General features: G+C 43.4%; 18 protein-coding genes and 1 pseudogene. 13 read left to right on the top strand and 6 right to left on the bottom strand.

Annotated features, from left to right (window positions below; translation table 11 throughout):
- Nucleotides 1-292: 292 nt before the first annotated feature.
- The 8 genes and pseudogenes from LH47_RS12235 to LH47_RS12270 all read left to right on the top strand — a co-directional run.
- Nucleotides 293-670: pseudogene (locus LH47_RS12235) on the top strand (glycosyltransferase family 2 protein); the annotation flags it as partial.
- An 11-nt stretch (nucleotides 671-681) separates the two neighbouring features.
- Complete coding sequence (locus tag LH47_RS12240; RefSeq protein ID WP_043967920.1) at nucleotides 682-915, top strand: hypothetical protein; 234 nt, start codon at nucleotides 682-684, stop codon at nucleotides 913-915.
- A 230-nt stretch (nucleotides 916-1,145) separates the two neighbouring features.
- The gene (ahpC, locus tag LH47_RS12245) at nucleotides 1,146-1,709 is read left to right on the top strand and encodes an alkyl hydroperoxide reductase subunit C (RefSeq protein WP_043967921.1); all 564 of its coding nucleotides are present in this window, start codon (nucleotides 1,146-1,148) and stop codon (nucleotides 1,707-1,709) included.
- 14 nt (nucleotides 1,710-1,723) lie between these two features.
- Nucleotides 1,724-3,253: an alkyl hydroperoxide reductase subunit F gene (ahpF, locus tag LH47_RS12250; protein ID WP_043967923.1), complete on the top strand. Its 1,530-nt coding sequence runs from the start codon at nucleotides 1,724-1,726 to the stop codon at nucleotides 3,251-3,253.
- A gap of 354 nt (nucleotides 3,254-3,607) precedes the next feature.
- Nucleotides 3,608-4,990 carry a glycine--tRNA ligase gene (locus tag LH47_RS12255; protein WP_043967925.1) on the top strand — a complete coding sequence of 461 codons (1,383 nt, stop codon included), beginning with the start codon at nucleotides 3,608-3,610 and terminating at the stop codon, nucleotides 4,988-4,990.
- Between the two features lie 58 nt (nucleotides 4,991-5,048).
- Complete coding sequence (locus tag LH47_RS12260; protein WP_043967927.1) at nucleotides 5,049-5,723, top strand: uracil-DNA glycosylase; 675 nt, start codon at nucleotides 5,049-5,051, stop codon at nucleotides 5,721-5,723.
- Nucleotides 5,698-5,904 (top strand): uracil-DNA glycosylase, encoded by a 207-nt coding sequence (locus LH47_RS15445; protein ID WP_084221328.1) that lies wholly within the window; start codon nucleotides 5,698-5,700, stop codon nucleotides 5,902-5,904. Before LH47_RS12260 ends, LH47_RS15445 begins: the two co-directional genes overlap by 26 nt.
- The gene (locus LH47_RS12270) at nucleotides 5,901-6,896 is read left to right on the top strand and encodes a potassium channel family protein (RefSeq protein ID WP_043967929.1); all 996 of its coding nucleotides are present in this window, start codon (nucleotides 5,901-5,903) and stop codon (nucleotides 6,894-6,896) included. The genes LH47_RS15445 and LH47_RS12270 overlap by 4 nt, the downstream gene beginning before the upstream one ends.
- An 18-nt stretch (nucleotides 6,897-6,914) precedes the next feature.
- Here LH47_RS12270 and LH47_RS12275 read toward each other — a convergent pair whose 3' ends face one another.
- Nucleotides 6,915-8,531, bottom strand: a complete 1,617-nt coding sequence (locus tag LH47_RS12275) for a glycoside hydrolase family 13 protein (protein WP_043967930.1) — start codon at nucleotides 8,529-8,531, stop codon at nucleotides 6,915-6,917.
- 98 nt (nucleotides 8,532-8,629) lie between these two features.
- Here LH47_RS12275 and LH47_RS12280 point away from each other — a divergent pair, with 98 nt between their 5' ends.
- Both LH47_RS12280 and LH47_RS12285 read left to right on the top strand, forming a co-directional pair.
- Nucleotides 8,630-8,866, top strand: coding sequence for a YwdI family protein (locus LH47_RS12280; protein WP_043967931.1), 237 nt, complete (start codon nucleotides 8,630-8,632; stop codon nucleotides 8,864-8,866).
- Between the two features lie 12 nt (nucleotides 8,867-8,878).
- Nucleotides 8,879-9,241: a DUF423 domain-containing protein gene (locus LH47_RS12285; RefSeq protein ID WP_043967932.1), complete on the top strand. Its 363-nt coding sequence runs from the start codon at nucleotides 8,879-8,881 to the stop codon at nucleotides 9,239-9,241.
- Between the two features lie 26 nt (nucleotides 9,242-9,267).
- Here LH47_RS12285 and gerQ read toward each other — a convergent pair whose 3' ends face one another.
- The 4 genes from gerQ to LH47_RS12305 form a co-directional block, all read right to left on the bottom strand.
- Entirely contained in the window at nucleotides 9,268-9,711 is a 444-nt protein-coding gene (gerQ, locus tag LH47_RS12290) for a spore coat protein GerQ (RefSeq protein ID WP_043967934.1), read from the bottom strand.
- 14 nt (nucleotides 9,712-9,725) lie between these two features.
- Nucleotides 9,726-10,148: a cell wall hydrolase gene (locus tag LH47_RS12295; RefSeq protein WP_009361008.1), complete on the bottom strand. Its 423-nt coding sequence runs from the start codon at nucleotides 10,146-10,148 to the stop codon at nucleotides 9,726-9,728.
- A 122-nt stretch (nucleotides 10,149-10,270) separates the two neighbouring features.
- Nucleotides 10,271-11,017: a hydrogen peroxide-dependent heme synthase gene (gene hemQ / locus LH47_RS12300; RefSeq protein ID WP_043967935.1), complete on the bottom strand. Its 747-nt coding sequence runs from the start codon at nucleotides 11,015-11,017 to the stop codon at nucleotides 10,271-10,273.
- A gap of 67 nt (nucleotides 11,018-11,084) precedes the next feature.
- Nucleotides 11,085-11,648 carry a YqaA family protein gene (locus tag LH47_RS12305; protein ID WP_043967937.1) on the bottom strand — a complete coding sequence of 188 codons (564 nt, stop codon included), beginning with the start codon at nucleotides 11,646-11,648 and terminating at the stop codon, nucleotides 11,085-11,087.
- Between the two features lie 195 nt (nucleotides 11,649-11,843).
- Between LH47_RS12305 and pta the strand changes: the two genes are divergently transcribed.
- Together pta and LH47_RS12315 are read left to right on the top strand one after the other, a co-directional pair.
- Nucleotides 11,844-12,827 carry a phosphate acetyltransferase gene (gene pta / locus LH47_RS12310; protein WP_043967938.1) on the top strand — a complete coding sequence of 328 codons (984 nt, stop codon included), beginning with the start codon at nucleotides 11,844-11,846 and terminating at the stop codon, nucleotides 12,825-12,827.
- Entirely contained in the window at nucleotides 12,827-13,651 is an 825-nt protein-coding gene (locus tag LH47_RS12315) for a lipoate--protein ligase family protein (protein WP_043967940.1), read from the top strand. Before pta ends, LH47_RS12315 begins: the two co-directional genes overlap by 1 nt.
- 26 nt (nucleotides 13,652-13,677) lie before the next feature.
- Here LH47_RS12315 and LH47_RS12320 read toward each other — a convergent pair whose 3' ends face one another.
- Nucleotides 13,678-14,349, bottom strand: a complete 672-nt coding sequence (locus tag LH47_RS12320) for an RsfA family transcriptional regulator (RefSeq protein ID WP_043967941.1) — start codon at nucleotides 14,347-14,349, stop codon at nucleotides 13,678-13,680.
- Nucleotides 14,350-14,619: 270 nt separating this feature from the next.
- Between LH47_RS12320 and LH47_RS12325 the strand changes: the two genes are divergently transcribed.
- Nucleotides 14,620-14,859, top strand: a 240-nt coding sequence (locus tag LH47_RS12325; RefSeq protein ID WP_043967943.1) for a UPF0236 family transposase-like protein, incomplete at its 3' end; no start/stop codon positions are given.

Consider the following 14,859-nt stretch of genomic DNA (forward strand, 5'->3'; position numbering starts at 1 on the left):
TTTTTTGTCTATTTTTTGGTTTGCACACCCAAAAAAGAGATTTGTTTCATTTTCAGAAATAGAGATGACATAGGTCATAAGCACAAAAAGGGTTTTATGGATTATACATCCATAAAAATTACAACAAAATCAAAGTCAATTTCAATTCATCACGGATTCAGGTCATCACTTCAAGATGAGGGATGAGAGTCCAAAAGCGCTTACGATATCAATTCCTGAAAATGGTTCGCTAACTAGTGATTGACAACACCCGTAGTGAACCGAAAAAATGTTCTCCACAAAGTCTTGACTGACTCATGTTCCTTCGGGGAGTATGTATCGGCGTACAATTCATGATACAATTGGGTATTTTGATCCGTACGTTCATAACTATTGGGACTGGGATTTCTTTTTACGCGTGGCGAACGAGTTCCGTGTAAAACGTGTAGCGACAGCGAGCGTCCTTTATGCTTTTTCGAATGAAGGCGATCATTTATCGAAGCAAATGAATGAAACGAGACAAATGTATTTAAATCGATTAAGTGAGAAACATCAGCTCGGTCATTTACCGACAAAAAACTTTTGGCTTCTTTTATGTGAATCGGAAGTGCAAAAAAGAAGAGCGACAAGTGAAATCGTATGGAACGGTGAGCCGTTTCGCTCGCGCTTAGCACATATTGTCATGTGTTAGGGGGATGACAAATGTATTGGTGGAGCGTCCAGCAATTATTTATTTTGCTTTTGTTTTCCCCACTGCTTGTTCGTCACGTCTTTGACGGATATGGGATACGTTTTTTGCTGTTTGTTTGCTTAACGTTTTCCATTGCTTTATTCGCTGAGCATGAAGTAAAGAAAAATAAAAAAGCGAAGTCGTTTTTTATGTCGGCCGTATTATGTAACATACTTATTTTGCTTGGCTTCGCTTTTGTTGCATGACAGAGTCTTTCAAAAGGCTCTGCTTTTTGTTTATGAAAAAAGGAATAAAAATAAAACGTGTCGAAAAACTAAGACAGTTGCATAGTTTTTACTTGACAAATAAACATTCCTATATGATAATTTATATCGAATTATAATTGTTATAATTTAATTTTGTTTTCAGTCATATTTTTCGTATGGCTGAAGCATACTACTAACATGCAAAAAATGATGTAGGAGGATGATTAACAATGCCACTAGTAGGAAAACAAGTACAACCATTTAAAGCGATGGCGTTTCATAACGGAGAATTTATTGAGGTAACAGAAGAAAACTTAAAAGGAAAATGGAGCGTCGTTTGCTTCTATCCAGCAGACTTTACGTTCGTTTGTCCAACAGAATTAGAAGATTTACAAAACGAATATCCAAAATTAAAAGAGCTTGGTGTAGAAGTATACTCTGTTTCAACAGATACACACTTCACACATAAAGCATGGCACGACCATTCACCAGCGATCAGCAAAATCGAATATGTGATGATCGGTGACCCTTCTCAAAAATTATCACGTATGTTCGAAGTGCTTGATGAAGAGACAGGTCTTGCACAACGCGGTACGTTCATTATCGATCCAGACGGTGTCATTCAAGCTGTTGAAATTAACGCTGACGGCATCGGCCGTGATGCAAGCACAATCGTAAACAAAATTAAAGCAGCACAATACGTGCGCAACAACCCTGGCGAAGTATGCCCGGCGAAATGGCAAGAAGGTGGCCAAACACTTAAGCCAAGCCTTGACCTTGTAGGCAAAATTTAAGGAGGCTTACGTAAATGATATTGGATGCTGAAATTAAAGCACAGCTCGCCCAATATCTACAATTGATGGAAAATGACATTGTGTTAAAAGTGAGCGCGGGGGACGATCAAGTTTCCCGCGATATGCTTGCTTTAGTCGATGAACTTACGACGATGTCATCGAAAATCAAAGTAGAAAAAACAACGCTAGAAAGAACACCAAGTTTTAGCGTCAATCGCATTGGGGAAGAAACAGGCGTTGTATTTGCGGGCGTGCCTTTAGGACATGAATTTACTTCTTTCGTGCTTGCATTGCTTCAAGTGAGCGGAAGACCGCCGAAAGTCGATCAAGCAGTCATTGAACAAATTAAAAATTTAAAAGGGACGTATCGTTTTGAAACATACGTCAGCTTAACATGCCATAACTGCCCAGACGTCGTTCAAGCGTTAAACGTCATGAGCGTATTGAATCCGAACGTCTCACATACGATGATTGATGGAGCAGCATTTAAAGAAGAAGTCGAACAAAAAGATGTTATGGCTGTGCCAACGGTCTTTTTAAACGGTGAACCGTTCGCAAGCGGTCGCATGTCGCTCGAGGAAATTCTTGCGAAATTAGGAAGCACGCCTGATGCTTCTACTTTTGGGAACAAGGATCCTTTTGATGTGCTCGTCATCGGTGGAGGACCTGCCGGTGCAACAGCTGCCATTTATGCAGCGCGTAAAGGCATTCGCACAGGAATTGTTGCTGAACGCTTCGGCGGTCAAATTTTAGATACGTTAGGCATTGAAAACTTTATTAGCGTCAAATATACAGAAGGTCCGAAGCTTGCTGCGAGCCTTGAGGAACATGTGAAACATTACAATGTTGATATTATGAACTTGCAGCGTGCAAAACGGCTAGAAAAGAAAGAACTTATTGAAGTAGAGCTTGAGAATGGTGCGATTTTAAAAAGCAAAGCGGTCATTATCGCCACAGGCGCACGTTGGCGCAATCTCGGTGTCCCAGGCGAAGCGGAGTTTAAAAATAAAGGCGTCGCTTACTGCCCACATTGTGACGGCCCTCTATTTGAAGGAAAGCACGTCGCGGTTATCGGCGGTGGAAACTCTGGCGTTGAGGCAGCAATTGACCTTGCGGGAATTGCTAAGCACGTGACGGTGCTTGAATTTGCGCCAGAATTAAAAGCAGATGCTGTGTTGCAAGATCGTTTATACAGCTTACCGAACGTCACAGTAATCAAAAATGCACAAACGAAAGAAATTACTGGCACAGATAAAGTGAACGGTATCACATATATTGATCGCGCAACAGGCGAAGAGCACCATATTGAACTTCAAGGTGTATTCGTGCAAATCGGACTTGTACCGAATACTGAATGGTTAGAAGGAACGGTAGAACGGAATCGCTTCGGCGAAATTATCGTCGATAAGCGCGGAGCGACAAACGTCCCTGGCGTCTTCGCTGCTGGCGATTGTACAGATAGCGCATATAAACAGATTATCATTTCCATGGGTTCAGGTGCAACAGCTTCTTTAGGAGCGTTTGACTATTTAATTCGAAATTAATATAATCAACCCCTTAACTCACTTTTGGCCCGCTTTACATAAGCAGTAAAGCGGGTTTTGCTTCTCCTCTTGACTCTCGTATTGCCGTTTGATACAATATCAACCAAATGAAATACAGGTGCAACGATGAAAGATGGATAGTAGCTAAGGGAGTTCTTTTATAGCGAGCTAGGGGCGGTGGAAGCCTAGTAAAGACGCTTAGCGAAATGGCAGTCTGGAGTTGCTTCACGCAAAAGTGGATGCGTTATGCATCAACTAGGGTGGAACCGCGGGAGTTACGCTCTCGTCCCTAGGCGAAAGGCCTAAGGATGAGAGCGTTTTTTGTTTATATTTTATTATTAAGGAGGATGAACGATGTCAGTAACGATGGATCAAATTGTAGCACACGCGAAACATCGAGGCTTTGTTTTTCCGGGTTCGGAAATTTACGGCGGGTTAGCGAATACGTGGGATTACGGTCCGTTAGGGACAGAATTAAAAAACAACATTAAGCGCGCATGGTGGAAAAAGTTTGTTCAACAATCGCCATACAATGTCGGGCTAGATGCGGCTATTTTAATGAACCCACGCACGTGGGAAGCATCTGGCCATTTAGGGAACTTCAACGATCCGATGATTGACTGTAAACAATGTAAAGCACGTCATCGGGCGGATAAGCTAATTGAAAGCGCGCTTGAGGCGAAAGGGATTGAAATGGTTGTCGATGGGCTTCCTTTTGAAAAAATGGAGCAGCTCATTCAAGAGCACGACATTGCTTGTCCAGATTGCGGCAGTCGCGACTTTACAAACATTCGTCAATTTAACTTAATGTTTAAAACGTTCCAAGGAGTAACGGAATCGAGCGCAAACGAAATTTACCTTCGTCCTGAAACGGCACAAGGCATTTTTGTAAACTTTAAAAATGTGCAGCGGACGATGCGCAAAAAATTGCCGTTCGGTATTGCACAAATCGGAAAAAGCTTTCGAAACGAAATTACACCAGGAAACTTTACGTTCCGCACACGTGAATTTGAACAAATGGAACTTGAGTTTTTCTGTAAGCCAGGAGAAGAATTACAGTGGTTTGATTATTGGAAACAATATTGTGAACAATGGCTTTTATCGCTTGGTATGAAGCGTGAAAACATTCGTTTGCGCGATCATTCGGAAGACGAATTATCCCACTACAGCAACGCCACAACAGATATTGAATATAAGTTCCCGTTCGGTTGGGGCGAGCTATGGGGCATTGCATCGCGTACAGATTACGATTTGCGTCGCCATATGGAATATTCAGGAGAAGACTTCCACTACCTTGATCAAGAAACGAACGAACGTTTTATTCCATATTGTATTGAGCCTTCACTTGGTGCAGATCGCGTCACGCTCGCATTTTTGATCGATGCGTATGAAGAAGAGCAACTGGCAGACGGTACGACGCGCACAGTGATGCACCTTCACCCAGCATTAGCGCCATATAAAGCGGCTGTATTGCCACTATCGAAAAAGTTATCAGAAGGTGCGCGTGCGATCTTTGAACAACTTTCACAACACTTTATGGTCGATTACGACGAGTCCGGTTCGATCGGAAAACGATATCGTCGTCAAGATGAAATTGGAACACCGTTCTGTATTACGTATGACTTTGATTCAGAACAGGACGGCATGGTTACCGTGCGCGACCGCGATACGATGGAACAAACACGCATTCCAATTGCGGAATTAAAAAGCTTTTTAGAAGAAAAAATTCAGTTTTAAGCAAAAACAGGCTATCCTATAAAGTAGGGTAGCCTTTGTATTAGAAAGGAGTGCGATGATGAGCATATTGAAAAACGATTGGGCTCCTTTATTAGAAGAGGAGTTTCAAAAACCGTATTATGTGAAATTGCGTCAGTTTTTAAAAGAAGAATATCGAACGAAAACGATTTATCCGGATATGCACGACATTTTCAACGCCCTCCATTACACCCCGTATGCGAATGTAAAAGTCGTCATTTTAGGACAGGACCCATACCATGGGCCAAATCAAGCGCACGGATTAAGTTTTTCCGTCAAACCGGGCGTCGCTTTGCCTCCATCGTTATTAAACATTTTTAAAGAGTTACAAGATGACCTAGGGTGCTATATTCCAAACAATGGCTACTTATTAAAATGGGCAAAGCAAGGAGTATTGCTTTTAAATACAGTATTGACAGTACGACGTGGGGAGGCCAATTCGCATAAAGGAAAGGGGTGGGAACATTTTACGAATCGCGTCATTGAACGCGTGAACGAAAAGCGCGAACCTGTTGTCTTCATTTTATGGGGGCGTCATGCGCAAGCGAAAAAAGAGCTCATCACAAATGAGCACCATTATATCATTGAAGCGCCGCATCCGAGTCCATTTTCTGCAGCACGAGGCTTTTTCGGAAGCCGCCCTTTTTCAAAAACGAATATTTTTTTACAACAGACAGGGAGAGAGCCAATTGACTGGCAAATCGAAAACATATAATGAGCAAGTAAATTGTTATGCATGCAAGCATTTTTATGTCACGTGGGATGCACAGATGCCACGCGGTTGTCGCGCATTCGGTTTTAAAAGCGCGATGTTGCCGTCTATTGTCGTCAAGCAATCATCTGGTGCGTCTTGCATGAAGTTTGTACAAAAAGAACATAAGGGGAGAAACGGATGAGTTCATCGCGCTCGATCGTCGTTTCCGTCATCGCGATGATTGTCGCCATTATCGCAGGAACGATTGGATTTATGTTTTCGGAACAATTAACGTTTTTTGATGCACTTTGGTTGACAGTTGTTACCATTTTAACGGTTGGTTATGGCGATACAGTGCCCCAAACGTTTTATGGCAAACTGTTTGCCCTTATCATTATTCCGATTGGTATTGGAATTGTAACATATGCGACAGGAGCAGTCGTGTCGATGATGATGGAAGGGGAATTTTCAAAAACGGTTCGGAGGCGAAAAATGAAAAAGAAAATAGAAGCGATGACAAACCATATTATCGTATGCGGGTTCGGTCGTGTTGGCGAACAAGTCGTGCGTGAACTTGTCAAAAACGGGACAGCTGTCGTTGTCATCGAGCGGAATACGGATCGGCTAGAAGAAATGAATGATCCGATTCCGTATGTCGAAGGGGATGCGACAGAAGATGGCATGTTGATTGCTGCGGGTATTGAACGAGCTGCAGGATTAGTCGCAGCATTGCCTTCGGATGCCGATAACGTCTTTATTTCCCTCACAGCAAAAGGGCTAAATCGCGACATTCAAATTGTCGCGCGCGCCGAGCGACCGGAGTCGGAAGAAAAGTTGCGGCGTGCAGGTGCTGATAAAGTCATTAACCCATCGTTTTTGAGCGGTCGACGCATGGCGATGACAATGTTAAAGCCTGTCAGTGTCGATTATGTCGATACGATTTTTCACGGCCATGCAGAGCAATACGCGATTGAAGAAGTGACAATTGAGCCGCATTCTTTATTTGTTGGGACATCTGTCCGCGATCAAGCGGTGCGCACACGCTTTTATGTGACGATTATTGCAATTCAGCGTCAAAACAACATGATTGGTAACCCAACGCCAGAGGAGCGGTTTTTCGTTGGAGATGTCCTGATCGTATTCGGTGAAAAACGAGCGCTAGAGGCGTTTGAACAGGCGGTAAATAAAAAATAAGCAGCCAAATCGGGCTGCTTATTGTAATGCATAAATTCTTGCTTCGTGCGGACGCATATGAAGCGTTGCGCCTTCTTCTTTTACATCTGTATAATTGCCAAGCAAAAGATGGCGGTGAGCGGAAGCAAGCTCTTCTGGTAACTCATATACGTTGTCGTTGTCGCAATGGTTTAAGACGATGAGCCAACGAACGCCATCGAGTTCGCGCGTGTAGGCATAAATGTACGGATCATTTTCCGAAAAATCGCAGAACGTTCCGTATACCATGACTGCATGTTGCTTGCGCAATTGAATGAGCTTTTTATAGTAATAATATACAGAGTTCGGATCAGCTAATGCTTGTTTTACATTGATTTCTTTATAGTTCGGATTCACTTTTAGCCAAGGTGTTCCTGTTGTAAATCCAGCATGTTCGCTATCGTCCCACTGCATTGGCGTACGCGAGTTATCTCGGCTCAGTGGCTGCAAGCTTTCAAGCACTTCTTTCGGATCGCGACCTTTTGCGACTTCTTCGGCATATTTATTTTTCATCGCAATGTCGTTATAGTCTTCGATCGTGTCGAACTTGACGCCCGTCATGCCAATTTCTTCTCCTTGATAAATATATGGCGTTCCAGGCAACGTATGCACGAGCGTAGCGAGCAATTTTGCTGATTCGACGCGGAACTGTTTATCGTTCCCGTAGCGCGTCACTTGTCGCGTATGGTCGTGATTGTTTAAAAACTGCGAGTTCCACCCTTTGCCCCACAATCCTTCGTACCAACGTTTTTGAATTTGTTTAAAACGAATCGGATCCCATGTCGGCATTTCGTCGCACACTTCAAAGTGGAACAAAGTATGTAGTTCGTTCCGGTCTTCTCCGACATATTTTAATCCTTCCTCTGGCGATACGAAAGCGACTTCTCCGACCGTGAAAATATCATAATTTTTTAATACTTTTTCGTGCATTTCCTGTAAATAATCATGCACGCCTGGATTGTTCGTTAAATAACGAATGTCATACGGGTTTTCGGCATCTGGGAATCCTTTAGGCTTGGCTAGTAAGGCAATTGCATCTAAACGGAACCCGTCGATCCCTTTATCTAACCAAAAACGCATCATTTTATAAATTTCTTCACGAACTTCTTCGTTTTCCCAGTTCAAATCTGGCTGTTCTACCGCAAACGAATGGAAATAATACTGTCCTGTTTTTTCATCATATTCCCATGCGGATGGAGTAAAGTACGAGCGCCAGTTATTCGGTTTGTCGCGCCATATGTACCAATCGCGTTTCGGATTGTCTTTTGACGAACGAGATTCAATAAACCAAGGATGTTGATCAGATGTATGGTTCACGACAAGGTCCATAATTAATTTCATTCCACGTTTATGCACCTCGTTCAGCAAGCGTTCAAACGTCTCCATATCCCCTGCTTTATCCATGATGCGATAGTAATCAGAAATGTCGTATCCGTTATCTTTATCAGGCGACTCATAGCACGGATTCAGCCAAATGACATCCACCCCTAAGTCGCGAATGTAATCGAGCTTTTGAATAAGCCCTTCTAAATCGCCATACCCATCACCATTTGAGTCAAAAAAGCTGCGCCAGTACACTTGATATACGACGGCTTCTTTCCACCATGTCCGTTTCATTTGTTGTCACTCCTTTTTTAAGCGTTTTCAATTTGAAAAGTTGCTATGTATAAGATACCATTGTTGTAAAGGAAAAAGAAGTAGGGAGTGAAAACGTTTTGGACATATCGGTGACAAATGTATTCGCAAAGATAGAAGAAGAAATCGCACAAGCAAAACATGCGTCATCACCGCAAGCGGTGCGTGAACATATATATGCTGTTCGCGCATTGTGCGACGTTATTTTGCAACAACCATCAACAACCACGCAGGAAGCGGCTTTGCCACAACCGACAACAACCGAACGATTAGACATCGGTGCCGATGCGAACGGACGATCATTACTTGATTTTTAGGAGGGGGAAAACATGAAACTATTTACAATCATCGCTTCAATTAGTGCAGCGCTATGTGTGGCGCTAGGAGCGTTCGGAGCACACGTGTTGGAAGGAAGAATTCCAGATCGATATATAGACACGTGGCAAAAAGCCGTGCAATACCAAATGTTCCATACGATCGGTTTGTTTCTCGTTGCGCTGCTGGCAACAAAATGGCCGCAAGTGACGCCTGCTGGTTGGTTTATGCTTGCGGGAATCATTTTATTTTCAGGTAGTTTGTACGTACTAAGCTTAACACAAATAAAAATACTCGGGGCGATTACGCCGTTTGGAGGCGTATCGTTCATCGTTGCGTGGCTATTTTTAGCATATATCGCGATTAAACAAATGTAAAACGAGGCGCCGTCGACGCCTCGTTTTTAACGTGGAGCATATGTGCTTAATCCGACACCAGATGCAAATGGGTATTCATAATTAATTTCTTCATCAAATGTGACATAGTCGAGATAAATCATTGGCAACAAATAACGCATTCCTGTTTGTGGATCGCTTAAAATGAGATGGTCGCGACCCGCTGCTTCAATGACACCGCGGAAAATTTTCGCATTCCATTCACGATTGTTTTCAAACGTCATATAAACAGTCGCAATTTTTCCTTTGTTTAAGCGTAAAATGTTTTCAATGTACGATTCTTCGATCGGAAGCATGCCTGGAAGCGGCTGGCTGGCGGTTGTCGGGGTTTGCATCGCCCCTGTTTGTGGTGTAAACGTTGGTGTAGGCATGCCAAACGGATATGTTGGCATTTGGTATGGATAGTAGTAAGGATACGAATAATAAGGTATTTGTTGACGTTCATCACTCATTGAAATCCCTCCTTCTAATATACGCGTGGACAATTAGAACGCGTCGGTGCATAAAAACAATGTGCCTTAAAACGTCCAGTATTCCATTGATTAAACCATTGTGGCGGGCAATTGCCATCTGGCCGGAAAAACCAAAGCGAATTCGTTGCCGGGTGAAAACGTTCCCCGCGAATGACGCGACGGGCGAGACGTATGTCTTGTTCACGCGCCCGTTGATAAAAATACCCTTTTTGTACCGCTTCAAATCCCCCAGGGCTTTGAAATACCATTTGACGAATGGTACGAAGCCCTTCAAAGTCTAAACAGTTTGCGCGCACGCGGTTCACTCCAACATTCCCAACCATTAACATGCCGAGCTGTCCGTCTTCCTCTGCCTCTGCGCGCATAAGACGGGCAAGCAATTTGACATCTTCTTCTGTATACGCAACAACAGCCATCCCTTCACCTCACTCCATGAAAATCGCTATTAGCCTATGATGAGACATACGAAAATGTGAGGAAAGTCGTCATTGTTATATGTATGAAAGGGATAATAAAAAAAGACCTCCCAATCGGAGGCCTACACATGTAAAAACTGTTCCATTTTTTCTTTCGGTAAAATGTTGCCGACGAAGAAAGAGCCGAATTCGCCAAATCGTGCGCTCACTTCATCGAAACGCATTTCGTACACAAGCTTTTTAAATTGAAGCACATCATTTGAAAAGAGCGTCACGCCCCATTCATAGTCATCAAAGCCGACCGAACCGGTAATGATTTGTACGACTTTTCCAGCATATTTTCTTCCCGTCATGCCGTGTGCGCGCATTAAATTGCGACGCTCTTCCATCGGAAGCATGTACCAGTTGTCGTTTCCTTGACGGCGCTTGTCCATCGGATAAAAGCAAACGTGGTTTGTTTTTGGCAAAATCGGATATAAACGGCGGCGCACTTCTGGATTTTCGTATGGGTCGCCTGCCTCTGCCGGCAAGTAGTTGCTTAGCTCAACGACAGAGACGTATGAATAAGCAGGTACGAGATATTCAGCGAGCTTTGTTTTATTGATTGCTGTTTCAATTTCATGAAGCTCTTCCATCGTTGGACGTAAAAGCATAAACATGATATCTGCTTTTTGTCCCATAATTGTGTAAATCGCATGGCTGCCTTCATTTGCAGCTTCTGTCTTTTCCCATTTTTCCACTAGTGTTAAAAACTCTTGTATCGCTTCTTGTCGCTCTTCATTTGTGAGCGTTTTCCAAGCCGCCCAATCAACCGTGCGGAAATCATGCAGACAATACCAACCGTCTAACGTTTGTGCTGCTTCGCTCATGCCCAACACTCCTTTTGTTATGTACTACCGAAATTGTATCATATGTGTTTCGTTTATGCCAAACGCACTATTTGAACCGTTTATAAATAAGAAAAGCAATGATAATGACAATGCCGCCGACGATCGTGATCGTTGTAAAATGTTGTTCAATAAATGTTTTCGCTTGAGCACCTAAGGTGAAAATAATAAGCCCTTCTGCGAAAAAGCGCGCCCCACGACCGATGAACGACCAAAAAAGTAACGTGCGAATGTTTACGTTAGAAATGCCCGAGAAAATAGTGAACACTTTATACGGAATCGGAGTAAACCCAGCGATAACGATCGCCATTGCCCCGTATTGTTGAAAATATTGTTCTACCTTATCCATTTTTTCATCAGAAATAAAATAACGCAAAATCGGTCTGCCGAATTTTTTCCCAATGTACCACCCGAGCAGCGCACCGAATACAGAAGCGACCGTTGTTAAAAAGGAAAACCATAACGCTTTCTCCGGCTGGGCAATGCTTAACGGAATTAATAACACATCAGGCGGAATCGGAAAAAATGAAGATTCTGTAAACGAAACGATAACGAGACCGATGACGCCAAACTCAAGCAACCATTGTTCAAGATGATGAATCCATTGTGACATATGATAACGCTCCTTTATTTGTACATGTTCCTTAACAAATATATCACTTTTTAGGCTATATATCACTCAAGATAAAAAACAGAATTGTTATAAAAAAAAGACTATTTTCGTTTGTGGTGTAATTCATTGCTTTTCGTCTCAATAAGAGTATTCTAATAGATAGACGAATTTTTTAAAACTAAGGAGGAACATTTCGTGAGTGATTTATTTGCAGCCTTAAAGCAAAAGGTGGCAGGAAAAAATGTAACGATCGTGTTTCCGGAAGGACTAGATGAACGTATTTTAACAGCGGTCGGACGTCTAGCGGCAGAAGATGTATTGCGCCCGATTGTCATCGGCGAGCAAGAAGCTGTCGTCCAAAAGGCGAAAGAACTTGGTTTGACGCTTGAGAAAGTAGAAATCATCAATCCACGTGCGTACGAAGAAATGGATGAGATGGTTGCCGCATTTATTGAACGTCGCAAAGGAAGAGTGGCAGAAGAAGATGCGCGCAACATTTTACTTGATGAAAATTACTTCGGTACGATGCTTGTGTATATGGGGAAAGCGCACGGGCTTGTGAGCGGTGCTGCGCATTCGACAGCGGATACAGTTCGTCCCGCGCTACAAATTATTAAAACAAAGCCAGGTATTCGCAAAACGTCTGGCGTGTTCATTATGGTGCGCGGCGATGAGAAATATGTATTTGCCGATTGCGCTATCAACATTGCTCCAGATAGCCAAGATTTAGCGGAAATCGCTATTGAGAGCGCACAAACAGCGAAAATGTTCGATATTGAGCCACGTGTAGCGATGCTTAGCTTCTCTACGAAAGGATCGGCAAAATCGCCAGAAACAGAAAAAGTGATTGAAGCGGTGCGCATCGCAAAAGAAATGGAACCAGAGTTAACGCTCGATGGCGAGTTTCAATTTGATGCCGCATTCGTTCCGTCTGTGGCGAAAAAGAAAGCGCCAGACTCTGTCATCCAAGGCGATGCGAACGTCTTTATTTTCCCAAGCTTAGAAGCGGGAAATATCGGATATAAAATTGCACAACGTCTCGGCAACTTTGAAGCGGTCGGTCCAATTTTACAAGGATTGAACCAACCGGTGAACGATTTATCGCGCGGATGTAACGCCGAAGATGTGTACAAACTATCACTCATCACAGCAGCGCAGGCGCTTGCGGCGATGGAATAATGAGCGAATTGTTGCGACAACAAACGTGGCGAATGATTGACCATACAACGCTCGGTCCATCGTTTGATGCGAAGCAGTCATTTGCGTTTGATGATGCGCTTTGCGAATCGGTCGGAAACGGTCAATCGTATCCGATCGTTCGCTTATGGGTGCATCATCAGACCGTTGTGCTTGGCATTCAAGATACGAAATTGCCGTATATTGAAAAAGGACTCGCCTACTTACATGAGCACGGTTGGCGTACGATCGTTCGCAACTCTGGTGGATTGGCGGTCGTATTAGATGAAGGGGTTTTAAACGTTTCACTTATTTTTCCTGATACAAAAAAAGGAATTGACATTGATCGTGGATATGAGGCGATGGCCGCACTCATTGCACGCATGTTGCCAGAAGCGCGCGTGCAAGCAGGGGAAGTTATTGGCTCGTATTGTCCAGGAAGTTTTGATTTAAGCATTGATGGAAAAAAGTTTGCGGGCATTTCACAGCGCCGCATTCGAGGCGGTGTTGCTGTGCAAGTGTATATATGTGCAAACGGAAGCGGCGCAACAAGAGCGGAGTTTATTCGTCAGTTTTATGAGCGCGCGCTTGCGGGAGAACAAACGAAGTTTGCGTATCCGACGGTCGTTCCGCATACGATGGCGTCGCTTAGTGAATTACTCGGCAAAGAAATGACAGTTTCTGCGCTCGTTATTCGCCTATACGAAGCGCTTCAGGCGCTCGGGAGCAGGCTCGAGCCATCATCGCTCACCCCGGAAGAATGGGAGCGATATGGCATGTATTTTCAACGTATGATTGACCGAAACGAGATGATGTTGCCGAAATAAAAAAGCTGTCCGATGCGACAGCTTTTTTACTCGGCAATCTTTTCGATTTTTTCTAAATTTCCGTTACGATCCATTTTGAAAATAGGCGGTTTAAACTCATCCTCTGAAATTTCCATTTGTCTTGCACGGTTAATGATGCGTGCCATCGTTCCATAATCTTCGCGTAATTCTTCATTTTCTTTTTGAAGTTTTGTAAATTGTTGTTCTAGTTGTTTATATTGTTGTTGTAGTTGTTCGAGCTCAATCTTCAGCTGTTTATTTTCCACTAGCGCTGTTTCTTGCCCGATATACGATTGTTTTAAAGAATGTAAAAAAGCAATGACATGGTCAAGCGTCAAATGATCTGTTTCGACATGTTCATATTCATTTGCTTGCACTTCTAGCGGTTCCATTCCTAACTCTTCAAGGGAAGGAATGGGTGGTGTATAAAGCGGCCGTTTTCGCAATGCGTGTTTATTTCCAAGTGCTCGCTGCCGTTGTTTTCGGAACTTTTTCGCCATTTGTAACGATTCCTCATATTGTTGGCGAACGACCGCATTCCAGCGAAACCCGCATGCCGCTGACGTACGATTCAACTTATCGCCCACTTCTTCAAACGCATTTAATTGCGTGCTACCTTCGCGCACATGGCGCAACACCGTTTCAGCTAGCAATAAATCTTCTTCTTCTGTCCAAGCATCTTGTCGTTTTTTTGTCATGAAAAAAACCCCTTTCGCATTCTTTTACTTTCATAATCACCAAAAAACGAGAAATATATACTATTTTTCAAAGGAAATAGGTGTGAGTAAAATATTTGTGGGTGACATTCAGGAATGATTCCCCGACGAGGGTTGCGAACTTTTGTTCGCGACGCTCGTCGGGGCCACCAAGCGAAGCGCGGTAGAAAAAAGCAAATGTCATGCAAAAAGGACTCTCTCCCTGCTATGATGGTGATGACCAACATCAATAAAACAGGAGGGAGAGAGTCCATGAAACATTTTACCACAGAATGGCATTTATTAAAAGAGCTGGAGGAACAATTAGTCAGAACTCTTCAAAAGGTGTTCGCTGTCTTGTTGGCGGCCCTTTTGGAGGAGATTGATCAACAACTGGCGGAAGCGCGGGACAAGCGCCGGTATCAGCTGAAAGACAAACGGCCGACCACGATCCAAACGCTGTTTGGAGAAGTGACGTTTCGACGGAACTACTACTATGATCGGCAGGCGGGG

Source organism: Anoxybacillus thermarum, assembly GCF_000836725.1.
Lineage (GTDB): Bacteria > Bacillota > Bacilli > Bacillales > Anoxybacillaceae > Anoxybacillus > Anoxybacillus thermarum.

Bases quoted from the DNA above. Each gene is read 5' to 3' on its own strand.
- LH47_RS12240 (WP_043967920.1), top strand. From the start codon at position 682: ATGTATTGGTGGAGCGTCCAGCAATTATTTATTTTGCTTTTGTTTTCC.
- ahpC (WP_043967921.1), top strand. From the start codon at position 1,146: ATGCCACTAGTAGGAAAACAAGTACAACCATTTAAAGCGATGGCGTTT.
- ahpF (WP_043967923.1), top strand. From the start codon at position 1,724: ATGATATTGGATGCTGAAATTAAAGCACAGCTCGCCCAATATCTACAA.
- LH47_RS12255 (WP_043967925.1), top strand. From the start codon at position 3,608: ATGTCAGTAACGATGGATCAAATTGTAGCACACGCGAAACATCGAGGC.
- LH47_RS12260 (WP_043967927.1), top strand. From the start codon at position 5,049: ATGAGCATATTGAAAAACGATTGGGCTCCTTTATTAGAAGAGGAGTTT.
- LH47_RS12270 (WP_043967929.1), top strand. From the start codon at position 5,901: ATGAGTTCATCGCGCTCGATCGTCGTTTCCGTCATCGCGATGATTGTC.
- LH47_RS12275 (WP_043967930.1), bottom strand. From the start codon at position 8,531: ATGAAACGGACATGGTGGAAAGAAGCCGTCGTATATCAAGTGTACTGG.
- LH47_RS12285 (WP_043967932.1), top strand. From the start codon at position 8,879: ATGAAACTATTTACAATCATCGCTTCAATTAGTGCAGCGCTATGTGTG.
- gerQ (WP_043967934.1), bottom strand. From the start codon at position 9,711: ATGAGTGATGAACGTCAACAAATACCTTATTATTCGTATCCTTACTAC.
- LH47_RS12295 (WP_009361008.1), bottom strand. From the start codon at position 10,148: ATGGCTGTTGTTGCGTATACAGAAGAAGATGTCAAATTGCTTGCCCGT.
- hemQ (WP_043967935.1), bottom strand. From the start codon at position 11,017: ATGAGCGAAGCAGCACAAACGTTAGACGGTTGGTATTGTCTGCATGAT.
- LH47_RS12305 (WP_043967937.1), bottom strand. From the start codon at position 11,648: ATGTCACAATGGATTCATCATCTTGAACAATGGTTGCTTGAGTTTGGC.
- LH47_RS12315 (WP_043967940.1), top strand. From the start codon at position 12,827: ATGAGCGAATTGTTGCGACAACAAACGTGGCGAATGATTGACCATACA.
- LH47_RS12320 (WP_043967941.1), bottom strand. From the start codon at position 14,349: ATGACAAAAAAACGACAAGATGCTTGGACAGAAGAAGAAGATTTATTG.